Annotated in this window: 16 protein-coding genes and 2 pseudogenes; 10 read left to right on the plus strand and 8 right to left on the minus strand. The window is 48.3% G+C overall.

Annotation, left to right across the window (positions count from 1 at the left end):
• Positions 1-18 precede the first annotated feature (18 nt).
• From EHS89_RS02715 to gbdR, 4 genes are all read right to left on the minus strand, one after another.
• Positions 19-1317: a TRAP transporter large permease gene (locus tag EHS89_RS02715; protein WP_124924562.1), complete on the minus strand. Its 1299-nt coding sequence runs from the start codon at positions 1315-1317 to the stop codon at positions 19-21.
• Entirely contained in the window at positions 1317-1853 is a 537-nt protein-coding gene (locus EHS89_RS02720; RefSeq protein ID WP_124924563.1) for a TRAP transporter small permease, read from the minus strand. The genes EHS89_RS02715 and EHS89_RS02720 overlap by 1 nt, the downstream gene beginning before the upstream one ends.
• A 69-nt stretch (positions 1854-1922) precedes the next feature.
• Complete coding sequence (gene dctP / locus EHS89_RS02725; RefSeq protein WP_229753488.1) at positions 1923-2867, minus strand: TRAP transporter substrate-binding protein DctP; 945 nt, start codon at positions 2865-2867, stop codon at positions 1923-1925.
• A gap of 547 nt (positions 2868-3414) precedes the next feature.
• Positions 3415-4536, minus strand: a complete 1122-nt coding sequence (gene gbdR, locus EHS89_RS02730; protein ID WP_124924565.1) for a choline metabolism transcriptional regulator GbdR — start codon at positions 4534-4536, stop codon at positions 3415-3417.
• Between the two features lie 627 nt (positions 4537-5163).
• Here gbdR and EHS89_RS02735 point away from each other — a divergent pair.
• From EHS89_RS02735 to EHS89_RS02750, 5 genes are all read left to right on the plus strand, one after another.
• Positions 5164-6411: a porin gene (locus EHS89_RS02735; protein WP_124924566.1), complete on the plus strand. Its 1248-nt coding sequence runs from the start codon at positions 5164-5166 to the stop codon at positions 6409-6411.
• Positions 6412-6420: 9 nt separating this feature from the next.
• Positions 6421-6579, plus strand: a complete 159-nt coding sequence (locus EHS89_RS21000; protein ID WP_170167392.1) for a hypothetical protein — start codon at positions 6421-6423, stop codon at positions 6577-6579.
• Positions 6580-6828: 249 nt separating this feature from the next.
• On the plus strand, positions 6829-8028 hold the full coding sequence (gene fdhA, locus EHS89_RS02740; protein WP_124924567.1) for a formaldehyde dehydrogenase, glutathione-independent: 1200 nt from the start codon (positions 6829-6831) through the stop codon (positions 8026-8028).
• Between the two features lie 400 nt (positions 8029-8428).
• On the plus strand, positions 8429-10063 hold the full coding sequence (locus EHS89_RS02745; protein ID WP_229753487.1) for a FecR family protein: 1635 nt from the start codon (positions 8429-8431) through the stop codon (positions 10061-10063).
• Between the two features lie 4 nt (positions 10064-10067).
• Complete coding sequence (locus tag EHS89_RS02750) at positions 10068-12545, plus strand: putative bifunctional diguanylate cyclase/phosphodiesterase (RefSeq protein ID WP_124924569.1); 2478 nt, start codon at positions 10068-10070, stop codon at positions 12543-12545.
• Positions 12546-12622: 77 nt separating this feature from the next.
• Here EHS89_RS02750 and EHS89_RS02755 read toward each other — a convergent pair whose 3' ends face one another.
• The 4 genes from EHS89_RS02755 to EHS89_RS02770 all read right to left on the minus strand — a co-directional run bounded on the left by EHS89_RS02755 (position 12623) and on the right by EHS89_RS02770 (position 16833).
• Positions 12623-12835 carry a cold shock domain-containing protein gene (locus EHS89_RS02755; protein ID WP_124924570.1) on the minus strand — a complete coding sequence of 71 codons (213 nt, stop codon included), beginning with the start codon at positions 12833-12835 and terminating at the stop codon, positions 12623-12625.
• A gap of 172 nt (positions 12836-13007) precedes the next feature.
• Positions 13008-13715, minus strand: a complete 708-nt coding sequence (locus EHS89_RS02760; protein WP_229753486.1) for a 3'-5' exonuclease — start codon at positions 13713-13715, stop codon at positions 13008-13010.
• An 8-nt stretch (positions 13716-13723) separates the two neighbouring features.
• Positions 13724-15607 (minus strand): putative nucleotidyltransferase substrate binding domain-containing protein, encoded by a 1884-nt coding sequence (locus EHS89_RS02765; protein WP_124924572.1) that lies wholly within the window; start codon positions 15605-15607, stop codon positions 13724-13726.
• A gap of 98 nt (positions 15608-15705) precedes the next feature.
• On the minus strand, positions 15706-16833 hold the full coding sequence (locus EHS89_RS02770) for an FAD-binding oxidoreductase (RefSeq protein WP_124924573.1): 1128 nt from the start codon (positions 16831-16833) through the stop codon (positions 15706-15708).
• Between the two features lie 450 nt (positions 16834-17283).
• Between EHS89_RS02770 and EHS89_RS02775 the strand changes: the two genes are divergently transcribed.
• From EHS89_RS02775 to EHS89_RS02790, 5 genes and pseudogenes are all read left to right on the plus strand, one after another.
• Positions 17284-18558: an aromatic ring-hydroxylating oxygenase subunit alpha gene (locus tag EHS89_RS02775; RefSeq protein WP_124924574.1), complete on the plus strand. Its 1275-nt coding sequence runs from the start codon at positions 17284-17286 to the stop codon at positions 18556-18558.
• 177 nt (positions 18559-18735) lie between these two features.
• The gene (locus EHS89_RS02780) at positions 18736-19500 is read left to right on the plus strand and encodes an NAD(P)-binding domain-containing protein (RefSeq protein WP_124924575.1); all 765 of its coding nucleotides are present in this window, start codon (positions 18736-18738) and stop codon (positions 19498-19500) included.
• Between the two features lie 137 nt (positions 19501-19637).
• Positions 19638-19873, plus strand: a pseudogene (locus EHS89_RS21295) (transposase); the annotation flags it as partial.
• 4 nt (positions 19874-19877) lie between these two features.
• Positions 19878-20057: pseudogene (locus EHS89_RS21300) on the plus strand (IS5/IS1182 family transposase); the annotation flags it as partial.
• A gap of 84 nt (positions 20058-20141) precedes the next feature.
• The gene (locus tag EHS89_RS02790; protein ID WP_124924576.1) at positions 20142-20420 is read left to right on the plus strand and encodes a hypothetical protein; all 279 of its coding nucleotides are present in this window, start codon (positions 20142-20144) and stop codon (positions 20418-20420) included.
• The last annotated feature ends 222 nt before the right edge of the window (positions 20421-20642 follow it).

The following is a 20642-nucleotide window of genomic DNA, read 5'->3' on the forward strand; positions in this document are numbered from 1 at the left end:
CGGTTTAAAAGTATTCTGTTAAATCAGCCCTAATAGACGTGGAAAGAACAACGACAACTCGGGTACAAAGCTGGTGACAGCCATTACCGGCAGACCAACGCAAACCATCAGTGCGATCGCAGGCATGACCGCTTTGTGTATAGGTACCTGACCTATGCGACAAGCCATATAGAGAATCGGAGCCACCGGGGGGCTGTTAGCACCAATCACCACTGAGCAGGCAACGATCGAAGCGTAATGAATCGGATCAACGCCACTGGCAACCATCAATGGCATAAACAATGGCGCTACGACTACCGTCACTGATACATCATCCATAATCATGCCGGTAATAATCAGGAAGATATTGACCGCAATCAGAATCATCATCGGATCCTGAACCAGCTCAGTAATGGTCTTAGTCAGTTCCTGGGGAATCCGTTCAGATGCCAGAATCCGACCGATCATGAAACTGAACAACAGAATCAGAATAACCGTACCGGTAGTTTCAGCGGCAGCGATAACACTTTTACCAAAACGATTAATGGTCAGGTCTTTATAGACAAAAAAACCGATCACTATCGCCATAAATGCAGCAATAGCTGCAGCTTCCGTTGGTGTACAAACACCCCCGTAGATACCACCCAGAATCACCACAGGTAACGACAGTGCAGGCAGTGCCCGCCAGGCCGCTTTACCTCTTGAGGGCTGCTCTGACATCCCCTCTTGAGCACCGACTGCAATTTCATTAAACAGACGTCCGACGCTAAAACGGTTCGCAATAATCAGACCCGCAATCAACAACAGTGCAGGGCCGATAGAAGCTGCAAAACATGCCGCGACCGATTGTCGGGTAACAACAGCAAACAGAATCATCGTAATAGAGGGCGGTATAAGAATACCCAATAACGATGAAATACCCAGCAATGCTGAAGAATAGCCCCGCGGGTAACCACGCTTTTCTAACGGCCCAACCATAATGGTACCGATAGAAGCGACAGCCGCTGTAGCAGTACCGGCAATAGCACCAAATATGCCTGATGCCAGCACCATTGAAGCCCCCATACCACCTTTACGTTTACCCACTAACACTTCAATAAAGTTAACTAACCGATGGGCAATACCACCGCTCTGCATCAGATAACCGGTCAGTACAAATAACGGCAACGCTATCAGAATCACCGAATCAATAGATCGATAGCCCTGTAACATCAGTGTGTTGAAATTGGCATCATAGATAAATGCCAGATAAGCCAATACCCCGGCAAATGACCAGGCGACAGGTATACCCACTATCATCAAAAACAGCAGGATACCGACTGCGATTAAACCTTCCATCAGTTCGTCTCCTGTTGATCTGTTTCAGCTACGACAACCGGCTCCGGATGGTAACCGATCACAGATTGAATAAAGTCCCGCAACGCATAAACCGCACAACCTACACTGGCAAACATGATGGCGCTTTGGGGTATCCATAACGGAAGCGACAGACCCGGCGTATGCTGTGGGCGACGCATGCCCCACTTCAGCATCCGGTATGACAGATAAACAAAGAACAAGGTAATCACCAGGGTTACCAGCGACAGGAAACCCTGATGTATCCGGCGTATTTGCCGGTCGCGAATATTGGTCTGAATAAAATCCACCACCAGATGTTCACGCTTACGGCTGGCTATCAGGCTGCCCACCATATAAAGCCACATACCGAACATCATAATCAGCTCAAGCAGACCGACGATGGACCAGCCAAAAATATAGCGGGCCGCGACCAGAAACAGCATCAGGCCGACTAACATCAGACTACTGATCAAAGCTGTAGCATTGAGAAACCAACCGATCTTATGGTCCAACGCAGTAAAGAAACGCACAATCATGGGACTACTACCTCAGAAAACAGAAACGGCAGACCAGTAAACAGCCCGCCGTATATGGCATACGAAACCTTACAGCTTGGTTGCGTTCGCCCGGATGGTATCCATAATTTCAGAACCGATCTCTGCATCCATCAGCGGCCATACTTTTTCACGCGCCGCACGGGCAAATTCAGCAATCTGCTCATCTGACAGCTCAAAGTACTTCATACCCGCTTTTTCAGCTTCCTTAACGTAGTGCTGATCCTGCTCTTTAGCGGCTTTAAATTGCGCCATCATTACTTCTTTTGCTGCCTCAGCCACAACCTTCTGTTGCTCTTCGTTCAGCTCATCGAAAGACTCCTGATTCATACTCAGTACGCCGGTCATGAAGAAGTGCTTAGAGCGAACATAGTAATCCAGCAGATCGCGGAAGTATTCGTAATCCCAGTAGATTACGTTGCCCGCTTCACCATCAACTACCCCGGTCTGCAGAGAGGTGTAAACCTCACCCCAGTCGATTGCAGCAGTCTGATAACCCAGTGCCTGCATCGTCTGCGGCGCAGGGAATACAGTCATAGTCCGTACTTTCAGGCCTTCAGCTTCAGCAATATTAGTCGCGTATTTGCCGCGCGTTGCCACACCGTTGAACCCTTCTGGCCAGGGGCCGAAGAACTTCAGACCGATATCTGAGTAGATACCGCCCAGCATGTTATTAACCCAGCCACCCGGGCTATATGCCTTAAGCGCTTCATCCCAGGATAAAGTCATATACGGCGTATAGATAACTCCGATACGCTTGTCATAAGAGGTCATTGGCCAGTTCAACATCACGTCAACATCGCCTGCAACGTGTAGATCGAATACTTCGTTCTGACTACCCAGCTCATTCTGGTAAAACACTTTAACGTCGATATCACCGTTAGAATTTTTTTCAATCAGTTCAGCCCAACGGTCCAGCGTGTCGCCGGCAGGGGAACCTTGTGCACCTGAGTCAGTCGCCATTTTCAGGGTTGCAGCCTGGGCGGATCCCGTCATCAGAACACCTGCGGTTACCAGACCGGTCAGGAGCGAACGAAAGCCCTTATTTTTTCTTGCGAATGTTGTCTTAGCCATGTTTTTACTCGCGGTTGTTGTTTTTATATTTACGCCACAGCAGTGTGCGATAGCGCCTGTTTGTCGTTGTGGGGCACATAGGTACCAGTTACAAATATCAACGGTCAAACCACAGGTTATGCAGAGAAAAACACTTATAGAAAATCTAAGATACAGTTAAAAGAACTATATATTAGATTTTATTCATATTAATATTTCACGTATTATTTGTATGGCAATTACTTTCACTTGTTTGTTTACGTCATCTCTTTCGCAAACAGGTAGGCGAAGTGTCGTTTCTGAAACGGTTTTGAAAAGGATAAAAACGGGCTATTTGAGACGGTGGCCCTGAGGAGTTACAAATAAATAACAGACGGAATAATTCATCCAGCCAACAAAAAAACGCGCCAAAGGCGCGTTTTTTTAATAACAAAATTAAATAATCAGTGTGAATAACCGAGGTTAGTAACTGATGTAAATAACCAGGCTTTTATATAGCAATCGAACCATAACTCGGTTCAGTCTGAGCATGATTCAATGCCGAGGCTGAACGCTTCATACTGGCAAAAAAGCCATCATCCTGTAACGGTTCACGAATCATATTATGCTGATCAGCAGCAGCCCAGACACCTTTACGCTCATCCCGGGGTGAGATACCTATATGCTTTCGATAACAGCGGCTGAAATGCGGTGTGGAAATAAAACCACAGGCTGCAGATATTTCAACAATCGACATACTGGATTGCTTCAGTAGCTGCCGGGCCCGATCGAGCCGCAGTTTGAGATAATACCGTGAAGGCGAACAGTTCAGGTACTTATGGAACATCCGCTCCAACTGCCGACGTGATACATCAACAAAAAAGGCCAGCTCGTCCAGTCCGATCGGCTCTTCCAGGTTATTTTCCATCAGCTCGATAACATCCACCAGCTTAGGCTTGGATTCACCACTGTTATGTAACTGTCGCAAAGGGACACGCTGTTGATCGAACTCACTGCGAATCCGATCACAGATAAACATATCGGATACGGCACTGGAAAGCTTAGGCCCGTGCTGCAGGGATACCATATGCAGGAACATATCCATCGGCGTATTACCGCCGGATGAAGTCATACGATTTTTATCCACCGTAAATAGCCGGTTATTACAACGCACCTTCGGGTAACGTTCCTGCAGAGCAGCCATACACTCCCAATGCGCACTGCAATCATGATCATTCAATAACCCGGCATGGGCCAGAACGTAGGCTCCGGTACATATTCCACCCAGAGTCACACCCCGGCGTCCGAGCAGCTGCAACCAGCTAATCTGCTTTGGTCGGTAACTACGGGTAATATCTACGCCACCACAAACGATCACCAAATCAAATTCCGGTGCATCGGCAATAGAGAAGTCAGGGGTAAAACTTAAGCCGTCACTGGCACTCACCGGCGCACCGGTTTCCGACACCATATGCCAGCTATACAGTTCAGAACCTGATAGCTGATTCGACATCCGCAACGGCTCTACCGCCGAAGCCAGTGCGATCATGGTGAAATTATCGAGCAACAAAAAACCTACCCGAGTAACTTTTTTAGAATCCTTAACCGGATTCAGAGCAACAGCTGAAGTCATAATAATGCCCTCTTTAACGCACGTCTGATCTATCAGTGATTAACACCGATACATTAGTGAGACGTTATTTTTTTATTATGTAGGACTGATTGTAGAAGCGAAGAAAAGGCAAAGCTCTGCTTAAAAGTGAGTGCTCATTCGGTCGCCAACCTGTGTCGTTATTGTTCTGCTTTCATAGGTTGCCTGCAATCTGATGTGGCAAAACCGACAGCATCCATATTAGTGATTTAAATCAAGCTTCGAATACCCAAAAACGACCCAGAGCCGACACAACCTATCCAAAAGCGACATCACCTACCGCTTTTCATTGATACAAATCAAAAGACGACAGCAGACCAATCATTACAAGTGTCGCAAAAAGACATAAATAATCTGTTTTTTGCATCGCTAAAGTGAAGTGAGAAAGACCCTTACAAAAGCTCCTCCGCCCTATATTTACAGCCTTTCGAGCTTAAAACAGGACGAATCTGGTTAATTATTAGACAACAGGCTATTCCCTGCTATTACTTAACTCTATCGGGGTGGGAAGCCGCGCTCGGCTTACGAGAATAGCTGTTTGAATAAATTACAGCCTGTACCTTTTATCGTTTCCGGGCAGTTTAGTAAACGAACAGGTAGATCAACCCTATGAAAATGCATATTAAACTCCTCACAGTATCTATTGCTGCATCACTGGCTTGTTTCTCAACGACGTCCGCCCTGGCCGGAGGACATACCGAAGTCGAAGCCCTGAGGGCACAGATTGAAGCAATGACCAAACGGCTGGATCAACTCGAAAAGCAATCAGCAAATACTGAAAAAATTGCCGTTGCAGCCGAAGAGAAAGCACAAATGGCTAGCCAGAGCAGTGCAAACAAGGGCATTCAATCTGGTAATGATAACGTTCGGGTCTCCCTGTCAGGTCATGTTAACAGGGGTGTTATGTGGGCCGACGATGGTGAAAAAGACAACCTCTATCATGTAGATAACGATGCATCTTCAACCCGTATGCGAATTATCGGCGAAGCTGATGTAACTGATGACCTGACTGTGGGTACCGCTATTGAAGTCCAGTTTGAATCCAACTCTACAGCCAAAGTTAGTCAACTTGATGAAACAGCAAGCACTGATAGCTTCACTCAGCGCCGGTTAGAAGTATTTTTTGATAATAAGCAGTACGGTAAGCTTTGGATTGGCCAGGGCTGGAATGCGTCTGAAGGCAGTTCAGAAGTAGACTTATCTGGTACAGCTCTTGCCGGCTACTCAGATATGTCAGTGCTAGCTGGCGCCATTTTATTTCGAGATTCTGGCGGCTCACTGACGATGACAAACGTCGGCTCAGTCTTCAACAATATGGATGGAAGCGGCCGGGCAGACCGGATCCGTTATGATACTCCGGCTTTTGGTGGATTTGTCTTATCTGCTGGCGTGATCGAAAAAGATGCCTGGGATGCAGCCATGAATTACACCGCCGATTACGACGGCACCCAAGTTGCCGGAGCGATAGCTTATTCAGATCCTAGCTCTGACACTGTCGATTCTCAGGTTAATGGTTCCGTATCTGTTCGCCTTCACGGAGGGCTCAACCTGACTCTTGCAGCCGGAGAAGAGTCTGCCACCAGTGGCCCGGATCCTAGCTTCTACTATGCAAAACTAGGCTACCAGACCAGGATGAACAATTTTGGTACAACCTCATTCTCTATTGATTACAATGTTGCCGAAGATGTCGATGTCGCAGGCGATGAAGCTACAGGAGTTGGATTACAGCTAGTCCAGAAAATCGATAATTGGTCAACCGAAGCCTACTTCGGCTGGCGTACATATGAACTGGATCGGGTTGGCAGTGATCTACAGGACATTAACGCCTTCCTTGCCGGTGCCAGAATAAAATTCTAGGTGCCTGATATGTCTTGTTTTTTAAGGTTAAGTATTACATTACTGTTTCTGTCTTTATTAGGCTGCAGCTCTGGACAGTACTATCAATATAATAACGAGCTTGAACAACCATCAGGCCCTGGACTACTAAGCGGTCAGGATGGTGAGTTCAGCATTACCCCTGAGTAACAAACTCACACATCAATCAAAGGAGGCTTCGGCCTCCTTTTTCTAATCCCTCTACACAGCAATAAGAAGAACGGCTTATACCCGGCAGAACAAGTCGCTAAGTCCTTACTCGTTGACTCCTTACTGAATAATTTGTCGCTTCTGATCAATACCTGCGCGGTTGCGGTCAGTCGCTACCAGCCTCTCCACGCTATTGTTGCGACACATCTGTACGGGTGTTGATAATAAAAAATAACAGGAGTAGTTACCATGTGTAGCAACCATGCAAACCGAGGTGTTGTCTATAAGGGACCGGGTGAAGTCGCTGTAGAGTCGATCGCATTTCCGGAACTGTCGCTAGGCAAGCGCAAATGCAATCACGGAGTTATCCTTCGTGTACTGACAACTAACATCTGTGGTTCCGACCAGCATATGGTACGGGGCCGGACTACCGCTCCTGCCGGTCTGGTTCTGGGTCATGAAATCACCGGTCAAATTATCGAGTGCGGTGATGATGTAGAATTTCTTAAACCCGGCGATGTTGTTTCAGTTCCATTCAATATCGCCTGTGGCCGGTGCCGTAACTGTAAAGAGGGTAATACCGGTATCTGTCTCAGCGTAAACCCTGCCCGTCCGGGTGCTGCCTATGGCTATGTTGATATGGGTGGCTGGGTCGGCGGTCAGGCTGAGTACGTAATGGTACCTTACGCCGACTTTAACCTGCTCAAGTTCCCGGATTCCGATCAGGCGATGGAGAAAATCCGTGACCTGACCCTGCTGTCTGATATCTTCCCTACCGGTTTCCACGGCTGCGTTACCGCCGGCGTTGGACCTGGCTCTACTGTCTATATTGCAGGCGCGGGCCCTGTTGGTCTGGCCGCAGCAGTCTCTGCTCAACTATTGGGGGCCGCCTGCGTTATTGTCGGCGATATGATCGAAGACCGCCTGGAACAGGCTCGTAGTTTCGGCTGTGAGACTATCGATCTGCGCCAGGAAGGCGAAATGGCCGATAAACTGGAAGTCATTCTGGGTGAACGCGAAGTCGATGCCTTCGTCGACTGCGTAGGCTTCGAAGCCCACGCTTGCGGTTGTAATCACGGCGTTGAAGCGCCAGCAACCGTATTGAACTCGGCGATGGAGATGACCCGTGCCGGTGGTCAGATCGGTATTCCAGGCCTTTACGTAACTGAGGACCCGGGAGCGACGGACGATGCTGCCAAGCAAGGTGCATTGAGCATGCGCTTCGGACTGGGCTGGGCTAAGTCTCACTCCTTCCACACGGGGCAGTGTCCGGTTATGAAGTATCATCGCGCGCTGATGCAGTCGATCCTGTTTGATAAGGTCGATATTGCTAAAGCGGTTAACGTACAGATGATCTCACTGGATCAGGCGCCTGAAGGCTATGCTGACTTTGATGGCGGTGCCGCTAAAAAGTATGTCATCGATCCGCATGGTTCTTTCGCGGCGTAACAAGCCAAGATAAATAGTTCATTTTTAAAGGAGACAATCGTCTCCTTTTGTTTTTTGACAGTAACTCTGATCACCACTATCTGTGCAATAAGGTTTTGGCAATTTAATTAAGCATTTCACCTTAGGAGCCTGCGAATAAGTCGATTGGCTTTGCACTGAGAAAGTAGTGGGCTTGTTCAATAGCCCCCCCTACTAATTACCTTATACTAAATTATTCATATCACCTGTATGCAACTTAGCCTATATTAAAAGCAGGAATCTGAGTGATGCCGAACACCCTGTGCGGTGTGTATGCTGATGTTCGCAGAAATAAGCCAGTAGTTCACAGAACTATAAGGGATATCCGGTGGTAGGTTCATCCTACATCCGGTTGGCAAAACACTGATCAGGGATGACTCTAATGAAAATAAGCTGGCTGCTATCAATCTGCCTGTTTATCAATAGCTTTTTTTATATCAATATCAGTCATGCTCAGGAGTGGATCTATACCACTGTTGCAGGTGATAATTTATGGAATATCAGTAAGCAACATCTTGATAATGCGACTCGATTTAAGCAGTTGCAACAACTTAATAATATCGAAAACCCTCGTCAGATAAAGCCGGGAACCCGCCTCAGAGTTCCCCTGAAATGGATCCGCAGCAACCCGGTTCCGGCACGAATAAGTTCCCATCAGGGCAAGGCTCACCTGCTTCATCCGGACGGCACAACAGAAATCATCGGCGACCAAACCCTGATTCAGTTAGGTGATCAGATTCGCACCCATGATGACAGTAGCCTCACTATTCGGTTTGCTGATAATTCATTGTTAACGTTATATAGCAATAGCCTTATTCGCTTTGATCATCTTAGCGCTCATGGTTCAACCGGTATGGTGGATTCCCGCTTACATCTTCTTAAAGGCAGAATGGATACCCGGGTAACCCCTGCAGTGGGACCCGGATCACGTTTTCAGATTCAGACACCCTCAGCTATCAGCGCAGTCAGGGGAACGGAATACCGCGCTGCAGTTAACGAACAGCAGCAACTATCCAATATCGAAGTCCTGCACGGTAGCGTGGCGGTTAGCGGTGCCAGTAAGCAGCGATTGATAATGGCCGGTTATGGCACACAGATAACTCAGGGAGAAGCCCCGATCCCAGCAAAAAAATTGTTGCCGCCTCCTGCAATGAAACCTATTCAGGGGCCAATTCACAGTATCAATCAGATGCTAAGCTGGCCCTCCATAAAAGGGGCCCGAGAGTACCGTATTGAGGTTTCTACAGAACCACAATTCAACACCCTGGTATGGCAACAGATAAGTACCTACTCCCGAGTCCCCCTGCCTGACCTGCCTGATGGACAGTATTATGCTCGTATAAGAGGTGTCGATCAGCTTGGCCTGGAGGGAGAGAATCATGTAACGGCTTTAGATCTGGATGCCCGCCCTCAGCCGCCGATTCAACTTTCACCTGCTGATAATAAAAGCATACGGGGTACAGCACCCCAGTTACAGTGGACCGAATCAGAAGAAGCTGACTATTATCGACTTGAAATAGCCACCGACAGTGCTTTCCAGAGCCTGATACTCGACAGAGACGATATACAGGGAAGTCGCTTTGACACATCTGCACTGCCACTCCCCGGCCATTATTTCTGGCGACTTACCAGCATCACTAGCGAGGGAGAAATCGGTCCGGTCGGTATGCAACGAAACTGGCAGGTTAAACCCATACCGAAACAAGCAGATACAGCGATGTCAGCTGTGGAAAATGGTCAGCTCAGTGCCAGCTGGCCTGCCGGTAGCCCGGGGCAAACTTATCAGATCCAGTTAGCCTATGATGCTAAGTTTACAGAGCTGGAAACTGATCAGACACTGGCTGAGCCAGGCTTCAGTTTTGCCCCCATAAAAGGCCGGATACGCTACCTGAGAGTTCGAACAATTGAACCGGATGGTTATGAAGGCCCCTGGGGAACGGTGCAGAAAGTGATGCCGATTCCTGACTACACGCCACTAACCATACTTGGAGCCGCAGTCCTGCTACTGCTGTTATAAAAACATGGGACTAAGTAGGTATCAGCACAGCTTTATCTATGCCAGTTTGTTAACTCTGTTGTTAATAAGCACAGGCGTATATCTCAACAGCAGCAAGATCAGTGAACGTATAGATCTGATATTTTATGATCTTATGCTGCCATTTCATGCCACCGAAATGAGCAACGAAATTGTTATTATAGCTATCGATAATAATAGCCTGGAGCAACTTGGCCGATGGCCATGGTCACGTAGCACTCATGCAGCACTCATCAATAAACTGACTGAATATAAAGCAGCCGCAGTTGGCATTGATATACTATTCCCTGATCCTCAACAAGGTGTGCCGAAGGCAGATACTGAACTGGCGGAGGCGATACTTAAGAATGGTCGGGTGGCCCTCAGTGTAGCACCCGATTTATTAGCCGATGGCATGATGATCGAACTACTACCGCTGCCTGAGTTGGCTTTGGGTGCCGCGGCTATTGGCCATGTAGATATTGAATTGGATCAGGACGGGCGCTGCCGTCGGGTATTTTTATATAGCGGTATAAACGATACCCGCTGGCCGACACTCACTCTTGCTATGCTTGAAATAGCAGGACGGGCACCTTCACTCCCCATCAAACAAACGCAGTTACTTCAGTCATCAGAACACTGGAATCGCAGCCATAGTATGCTAATTCCCTTTGCATCCCGGACCCAGACTCCGACTATCATCTCCTGGGCAGATATTACCAATGGCTTTGTTAACCCGGAGCAGATCGCTGGTAAGTATGTACTGATTGGTGCTACCGCAGCCGGTCTGGGTGACGCATTTGCCACCCCCGCAGCAGAGGCTCATCAACGAATGTCCGGGGTTGAACTGAACGCCCATATATTAAACGCTCTGCTACAGGGTAGAGCGATTCAGCCACTGACCCCGCTTAATCAACAAATACTGAGTGGTATCATCACTCTCCTGTGTGCCGCTGCAGTGTTCTTGCTCCCACTGAGAAGCGGACTCTTTAGTTCGCTGGTATTGATCATTTCAACACCACTTATCAGTCTGGCCCTGTTGCAAACGAAGCTTCTCTGGTTTCCTCCGACAGCCCCCCTGATTCCACTGATGCTGATATGGCCGGTCTGGAGCTTCTGGCAACTGAGTGCTGATGCACAGCTACGTCGACAATTACAACAACAGCTGGAACACCAGACCCGCCACCATAAAGCCACTGGTCTGCCAAACAGCAGCATGCTCACTAGCCGGCTAAGGCAACTGGCCGCATCAGAGCAACACAATGATCAGATAACCGGACTCATGGTCATTCACTTTGACTGGCCCGGTTCAGCTGGGACTACGCTGGGCAGACCGATAGCCGATGACTTATTAAAGGCCATCGGCGAACGTCTTAAAACAGTCACCAGCGATGCAGACTTTATCGCCCACATGAATGGTGATGATTTTGCTATCCTGCTGGATAAAGTCAGTAAACCTGATCTCGTATTAGATAGCGCTTTCCGTCTACTCAACGAGCTTCAGGCCCCCCTTCAGCTAAATCAGGAATATTTACTGCTATCACCTCAGATTGGTGTCAGTCTCTGGCCCGGTGAAGGACATAACGGCGTCGGCCTTCTACGCAACGCCTATACAGCAATGTTTAAGTCGCGCATCGATGACAGTGAACAACTCTGCATCTATTCTGCCGATCTCGGCAAGCAGGTAAAGATCCGTTCCCAGATGGAACAGGCACTGATACATGCAATCGAACGTAATGAATTTGAGGTTTACTATCAACCCCAGATAAAAGCTGGCAGCGGTAAAATCGTTGGAGTAGAAGCCCTGCTTCGTTGGCACAACCCCACTCTGGGATGGATTTCACCCGCAACCTTTATTCCCGTTGCTGAGCACGTCGGCCTGATCAGAACCATTGGTTACTGGATTCTGACCACCGCATGCCAACAACTGCAACAATGGCAGACTATCGGGCTGCCCTCTCTGCGTCTGGCAGTCAATGTATCCCCCCTACAGTTTGCCGATCCTGACCTTACATCCAGTATTCAGAAGATCATAAAAGATTCCGGTATTAATCCCGCACAGCTTGAGCTTGAAATTACCGAAGGTTCATTAATGTGGGATATGGATCGTGCCATCAAAGTTATGAAGAAAATTAAGCACGAGGGTGTCGATCTTGCTATTGATGACTTTGGTACAGGCTATTCATCGCTAAGTAATCTGAGACACTTCCCTTTAGATCGCCTTAAAATTGATCAGTCTTTTACCCGTGAAATTGGTAAAAATAAAGATGCGACAGAGATTACGTTGACAATCCTGACTATGGCCAAACGCCTGGGAATGAGAATAATTGCAGAAGGCGTGGAAACAGCAGAACAGGCCAGTTTTCTGCGTAAGAATGGTTGCGATGAATTTCAGGGGTTTCTATATAGCCGAGCCGTTCCCGCCGATCAGATCACACAGCTGTTAAGCGAAAGTCAGGACAGTTCAAAACACCCTATGCTCTGATAACAATAGAGAATAACCACTGATAGTAAACAAAAAACGCCCATAAAAGGGCGCTTTGTCAAAACCGTCAGATCGAATCAGGATTCAACCACCGGCTGTATGTTCACCGCATGAACACCGGCATCTTTAGGCAATGCCTCAAACTGAACCAGCTGACCGGTTTTAAGGCTTTTATAGCCTTCGGTAATAATTGCTGAATAATGGGCAAACAAGTCGACATCGTAATCCGGAGATACGATAAAACCAAAACCCTTGGCGTTATTGAACCACTTAACTGTACCTGTATGCATTCCATGCTCCTTCTAAACCGCGGCGAAATACGCCTGAACAAGAGCATTACAACTTTCATACAACATTTAGATAGATGAAAAACTACTCTAAGTAGTATTTTCAGAAATTAGGGATTAACCGTATATAAGAAAAAATCCTATTCTCAAACATATGTTTAAGTGGCTTGATCTGTTAGATCCAAATATCGCTGATAGGCGTACTTTCGCTATAGCGATGGTGAATCTGGGCCTGCAGTAATTCCGCCGTTGCTATCGCATCGGTCAGGGCGTGGTGCTGGCCATAATGTGGCAGGTTGTAACGGTTACGGCTGTCACTCAGCCGTATCGATTCAGGTTTTCTTCCCACTAACCGTTTAAGCAAGCTGCCGATCCCCTGACGATGCAACATTGCTTCCTGCGCCATGGTGTCCACCACCGGAAAACGAATCCCCTCTCCTAGCCGCCTTTTGAGGGCAGCATCCAGGAATTCCCGCTCAATATAACGATAATGAACTACCACTATCCGGCCTGCGATCGCCTCCAGCACCTGCCCTAGAATCCGGTTAAGATCCGGTGCATCACTCAACTCCGTATGAGTGATACCATGAATAACGATGGATTCCTCTTTCATCGCCCGACGGGGTTTCAAGAGCCAGTGTCTGGCATCACGCAAACGGATTCGGTTCAGATCGAATGGCACCAGACCGATACTGATAATCTCATCACTGCCAGCATCAAGTCCGGTCGTTTCAAAATCCAGCGCTACAAAGGGGACATCAGACAGGGGTGAATCTGCGGCCACAGTACCCTGTTCATAGAACACTCTTAAGCGCTCATCCTGCGTGGTAAGCGCTTGTTCACGAAACAGTTCAGACCAGTTTTCAGCGATAGAATCAGTCACAGTAGCCACTATTTACGGGTGTACGGATAGCGAAATTTGAGAAAACGCTGGCTGTTACTCAGCACCTGAAAAGCTTCTTTAAGATTTCGACGTTCAAAATCGGTCAGGTTTTCCGGCTCAACATTGTTATCGACTTCCCGTTCGGTTTCCACATCTAATGCCTGATGACGGATACGCACCATGGCAATAAATTCCATCGCATCACGCAGATCATTCTCACGACCCGCAGGCAGAATCCCAGCTTTGACCACATCATCCAGCCGTTCAAATGAGTTCTGAGCCCGGGAGCCCACCGCCAGAGCATGCACCCTGATCAGATCAGACAACGGAGCAGTCCCCCGTCGCTTCAGGTTGATTGAATTACGGTGTTGGCCATCCTTCTCCATCACAAAGCTTTTGAAAAAGCCCAGTGGCGGTGTGCGATTCAGGGCATTACGGGCCAGGCTGGCAAGAAATCGAGGGGAGCGCTTGGCTTTGCGAACAATAAAGGTATTGAGCTGATCAGCCCAGCCTGTTTTACCAAACACACCATCAAGATCGAAGAATATTGAACAGTTCAGCAGCGCTTCCGGATCCGGGTTTTCAATCCAGTCGGCAAAGATAGCTTCCCACTCTTTACGGGTTTTACGCCAGTTCGGGTTCGTTGCCATGATATTGCCGCTGCAGTAAACATAATCACAGGCATTCAGGCCATCACTGACAAACTTGGCCAGCTGTTCAAAGTATTGTCCATGCTTTGTAACATCAAAACTATTATCCAGGATCAGTGCGTTATCCTGGTCAGTCATCAATAACTGCTCATCCCGGGCCATCGATCCCAACGCCAGAAAGCAGTATCGCACCGGCGGCGGTCCAAGCTGCTCTTCTGCCAGCTCCAATAACCGCTGTTTAAAGCAACGACCGATAACCGACATGGCGCTACCGATCATATGAGAATTAGCGTCTTCATTGACCATTCGTACAAAACAAGCGCTGATCTGAGGCTGTAACTGGGCCAGTTCTTCAACACTCTGCTGACGCAGGATATTACTCACCAGGTAAAGGCTGCTTTGGGACTCGTAGCGCACAATATCTGAGGTTGCCAGCACACCAATAGGATGACCATTTTCCAGAATTGGTAAGTGGTGCAGATTGAAGCGTAGCATGGTCAGCATCGCCTCAAAAGCATAGGCATCTTCATCCAGTGTGACCGGCTCAGCGGTCATCACCTCGGTCACCGGGGTGTCCAGATTCAGCCCCGGTGCCACAACCCTGATACGCAGATCACGATCGGTAAGAATACCCGCTACCGATAGCTCTGGTTCATCATCTTCCCTGTTACTGCCTGCCGCCTTCATGACCAGTATCGAAGAAACACATTCATCGGTCATCTTCTGAGCGGCCTGACGAATAGTGGCTGAGGCATCAAGACATACAGGATCCCGGGAGATCAGTCGTGTCACTTTCGATGCCATCAGATCATTACTTTCCTGCTTACTGGACACCGCCTGACGCAGACGGTTGTCATCCATTTCAACAAAGTAGGCAAAGGAATCAAAACGGTCACAGAGTTCAGTAAACACTGCTTCAGGGATAAAATAGATAAGCGAGTCTTCCAAAGCCCGCGCCGGCAGCCGGATTTTGTTATTCATCAACAGGCCCAGCTGACCAAACAGATCACCTTCACTCAGGCGATTATAGAGATCACCGTTACGACGATAAATCTCTACGGAACCACTGCGAATAATGCAGAGATCGTGAATTTCATCGCCAAACTGATAGATATCACTGCCGGTCCGGAAGTATGAGATCTCGGCCTGACAGGCGATGTCATCCACCACCTCATCCGGCAGACTATTAAACGGCGGATACTGTTTAAGAAATCCCGCTACTTCAATCTGTTCTGCTTGCATCATCGCTTCCGTTTAATGGCCGTTTGCCAACCTGGCTTCAGCTTATCATTGTGCAACAAAAAAAATCGCCCGCGGGCGATTTTTAATTTATCAGAGGTTTAGAATTCAACAACCACATCGGTTTGCGGCACACTACAGCAGGACAAAACATAGCCTGCAGCAACATCATCATCGGTGATACCACCGTTATGATTCATGGTCGCCTCACCCTCTTTTACCATCACCTTACAGGTACCACAGATACCCATACCACAAGCTTTAGGGATATGCAGATCCAGTCGGGAAGCCGCTGCATGCAGTGTTTCACCCGGTGCAATCTGAATACTCTTACCATTATTGGCGAACTCAACCCGCACCATATCAGACTGGGTCAATGCATCAGCGTCGGCCTGGGCAATACCCGCCTGCTCAATTGCTTCTTCTTCAACCTCTATCGGTGTCGCTCCGAAGGACTCTTCATGGTAGTGCTCCATATTGAAGCCGTTCGACTGCAGCAATTTCTTCACTGCTTTCATATAAGGGCCAGGGCCACAACAGAACACTTCACGGTCCATAAAGTCTGGCGCAACTAACTCAAGCTTGGCCTGATCCAGATAGCCGCGGTAACCATGCCAGGCCTGACCATTCTCAATTTTTTCACAGATCAGATGTAGACTGAAATTACCGATACGGGATGCCATGTGATCCAGTTCACGCTGGAATACAATATCCTGAGGCGTACGGGCACTGTGTACAAACGCCATATCCACATCGGCGTTAGTATCAAACCACCAGCGCGCCATCGACATAACCGGCGTAATACCGACACCACCCGATAACAGCAATACCTTACGAGCCGGATAGTCGATACAGTTAAACATTCCAACCGGACCGTGCACCGCCAGCTCATCACCCTCTTTCAGGTTTTTATGTAACCAGCTGGATACCAGGCCATTAGGATCACGCTTAACAGTAATAGAAAAGCTGTATGGCACAGAAGGTGAACTGGAGATGGTATAGGACCGCATCACCTGCTTTTCCTCAATATCCAGCTCCAGCGTGACAAACTGACCCGGCTTAAAGAAATACATCACTGGCTGTTCTGACATAAAGCAGAAGGTGCGTACATCCCAGGTTTCTTTGATCACTTTAACGCAGCGAACATTGTGACGACCGTTAACCCAGGTCTGGGTATTTACCGGGATAAAGCTCTCGTTGCTAACGGTCGCTGGTACTGGATTTGTCATGGCGTTTCTCTCATCAATGCACGCTGGTGCAGTCTTGGGGGGTTAAAGAGACAGTAACCCACCCTGTTGTTCTCATTTCCCGTCATTGTCTGTCGACCCGCCTTTCAGATGTTAACCACTAGCGACAATTATTTGCTTATTGCGACCATCCCCGACGCTATAAGCGCTTCAGGTCGATTTATGCACCTGTTGATGTCGTAAACGGTCAATCTCCAAAGCCTGCCTTGATAGAGCATTAGCGCATCGAAATACCACAGTAGTTATACAATAAAAAATACGCTTGGAGGACGTGTGAAAACGTTATGAGCGAAGGCTGAACAAGGCAAAAACGGTCGAGAAAGCGGAGTCTGCGTTTTGTAGATGAGCAATTTGAGGCTGTTTTTAACGCTGATCAGACAAGCGCAGTAGTTTTCACTCATCCTCCTCCGGCATTGTTTGAGGATTAAAATCATGAACCAGAACGATCTGCTGAATACCACCAGCGCAACTATCCACGAAGCCCGGCAGGAGATGGCCAACCTGCTGGAAGCGCGTCCGGCAAATTATTCTCTGCCACAACCTCTGTATAACGATCCGCAGATGTTCCGTGTTGACGTTGAAGAAGTGTTTCAAAAAGAGTGGCTGTTCGTTGGTATGAGCAGTGAAATTCCTGCCCGGGGAGATTACTTCACCGTTGAAGTTGCTCAGAACCCGGTGCTGGTTGTACGCGACGCTGACGGCAGCATTAATGCTTTCCATAACACTTGTCGCCACCGCGGCTCCCGCGTTTGTACTGAGCATCGCGGTAAAGTTGCTAACCTGGTATGCCCTTATCACCAGTGGACCTACGATCTCAAAGGCAACCTGCTATTCGCCGGTACCGAAATGGGCGATTCTTTTGAGCAGCAGGAACACGGTCTTAAAAAAGCCCACTGTAAAACAGCCGGCGGCTTTGTTTTCGTCTGCCTGGGTAAAGAAGAACCTGAAGGTGATTTCGATGAATTCCTGACTACGCTGGAAGAGTACATGGAGCCCTACGATGTGGAGAACACCAAACTAGCGGTGGAATCCAACATGTACGAGAAAGCCAACTGGAAACTGGTCATCGAAAATAACCGCGAGTGCTACCACTGTGCCGGTAACCATCCAGAGCTACTGAATACACTGCTGGAATGGGATGATACTAACGACCCACGGGCATCTGAAGAATTTAAAGAGCACTATGCAACTCAGTCTGCTGAGTGGGATGCTGAAGGCATTCCCCATGAGCACCAGAGCTTTGGCCCGGGCCTGCGTAACCGTATCGTGCGGATGCCACTGAAGAAAGGCACCAAGGTTATGACCCTGGATGGCGAAGCCGGCTGCAAAAAGCTGTTAGGCCGTATCAAGAATCCACAGATGGGCTCCATGCGAATCCTGCATCTGCCTAACTCCTGGAATCACATGCAGTCTGATCACTTTATCGTGTTCCGGGTTCTGCCGATCTCGGCACAGGAATCCATTGTTACCACCAAATGGTTCGTACATAAGGATGCAGTAGAAGGGGTTGATTACGATCCTGCCCGTCTGCGTCAGGTATGGGATGCAACCAATGAACAGGACCGTATTCTGGGAGAAGAGAACCAGCGCGGTATCAACTCTATCGGTTACCAGCCAGGCCCTTATTCTGAGTCTTTCGAATTTGGTATCGTTAACTTTATGGAATGGTACAGCGAGACAGTTCAACAGAACCTGAAAAAGCGTTAAGAATGACCCTAACAATAAAACCGCCATAACGGCGGTTTTTTTATGCCTGAATAAAAAACGCTGAATCGTTCCATAACGTCGTAATGTGAACGATAAATCCTCCTGATTTTAGTAAACTAATCTGCAAATCTGAGCCTTAATAAGAGCAAAATTTAATAGAGATTGGGGGTAATTTAAATGACGGCAGCATCACTAGGCATTCTGGGCGTCGGACACCTTGCGACCTACACTATTAAGGGCCTGCGAAAAAGTGGCGATCAACGACTAGTTACCCTGAGCCCGCGCAATGCAAAAACGGCTAAAATGCTGGCCGAAGCCTGCGACTGTACCATTGCTAAAACCAATCAGACGGTAGTGGATAACTCAGATATTATTCTGCTGTCAGTAAGACCCGACAGCTTAGATACCCTGCTAGCTGAATTATCAATTAAACCCGGACAACTTATTATTTCCGTTATTGCTGGCGTAAGCCTGCAGCATCTTCGACAACATCCTGCGCTGAAACAGGCGACACTGGTACGTGCACTGCCCTCCGCCAGTGCCGAAATATGCGCTGGGCCTGTACCACTGTATCCTGCAAATCCAGTGGCAGAGGCGCTGTTTAGTTGTATAGGTAAGGCCGTAGTGCTGGAGTCAGAAGAGCTCTTCGATACCGCTTTAGCCCACGCATGCTTGCATGGCTGGAGCTACTTTCTGGTGCAGGAGCTGATTGACTGGAGCGTTAATCAGGGCATGGATAAAGAGACCGCCAAAACGATGGTGGCGCACTCAATCAGCAGTGCTATAGCCTTTGGCGAATCCCGCCCCGAGCTCAACTATGACGAAATCGGGCAATCAATTGCAACCCCTGGAACCTATACCCGCAAAGGGATTAACCATATCCGGGACAACGGAGGGATTCAGAGTTGGGTAGAGGCGATGGATAAAACCGGTCGCCTATAGCAGCCATGATATCGGGCATAAAACCAGGCCATAGGGCCAGACCATAGAACAAAAAGTAGTACTGGCTGTTTTAATAGGCGTTGGTGCATGGATACCTCGTAACTTAGAATCAGGCTTCCTATTGTCAGTAGCTCTCCATGCCCAACAAACACAATGCTGCTCGTCAGCATCACATTCCTAAGATGAAATTCAAAGTAACGAACTGGGCCGGGTATGAAGCGGGGCTTCCCGACGCGGCAGTCTCACTTTATGGGTAACTGATGATGCCATTGCCAACTGGCAGGCGGCACCACGTCTGACACCAGGGAGCCAAGCACGCTATTCTGATACCGCAATTGAAGCAGGTCTCATGCTGCGGCTGGTTTTTCACCTCCCCTCGGTCGCTGACGGAAACCGCCATGGGGCGGTATAAGGCGATCATCGGTCCGCGGCTACGTGCACGTAGCCTGGATGGTCAACGCTCGGAAGCTACCATCGGCGTGTCGGCTCTCAATCGAATGTTGGCCGTTGGACGCCCGAAATCCGTTCGCAGAGTGGGAAAAGCTCATAGAGCCAGGATGGAAGGAATATGTCTGTCTGCATTTATCCATGCACCAACGCCATTATTTGATGTCTAACCGGGCGATATGATGGAGATATTTATGACTAAGTTAGACGATTTGGTTGACCGGCATATAAAGGAATATAACTCCCGTTTAAAGCATATTGATGAACTGGCTAAGCAGGCGGCCGCTCTGGAGGAAGAAAGTCACCTAGCCGAGCTTGCTGAGCTAAAATCAGAACGTAACAAATTAGCTGACTATCTTAAAGAACTGGAGCAAAACCGCTCAGAGAAAACACTGGAAATGACTGGTCCAATGTACATCTGGGATGTGATTGCCCAGCGTCTGGAAAAGCTAGTGGAAAAGATTATTAAATAAGAAAAAGATCACTTGATAGAAAAGGGTTACGTTCTGTTGACCCGAAGGCGTTTGTGAATAGACCCAGTTCTCTAGACGCTTATAAGTCTGAACAGGCCAACCTATCTAGCTTTAATGTATTCAGGCAATTAAGTCTTCGACAAAGTGATTTTGACCATTATAAATGTGGTTAGATTATGACGGCTTTATGCCGCTGGACTAAACCGCTCGCCGCGGTAATGG

The organism is Amphritea balenae (assembly GCF_003858655.1).
Lineage (GTDB): Bacteria > Pseudomonadota > Gammaproteobacteria > Pseudomonadales > Balneatricaceae > Amphritea > Amphritea balenae.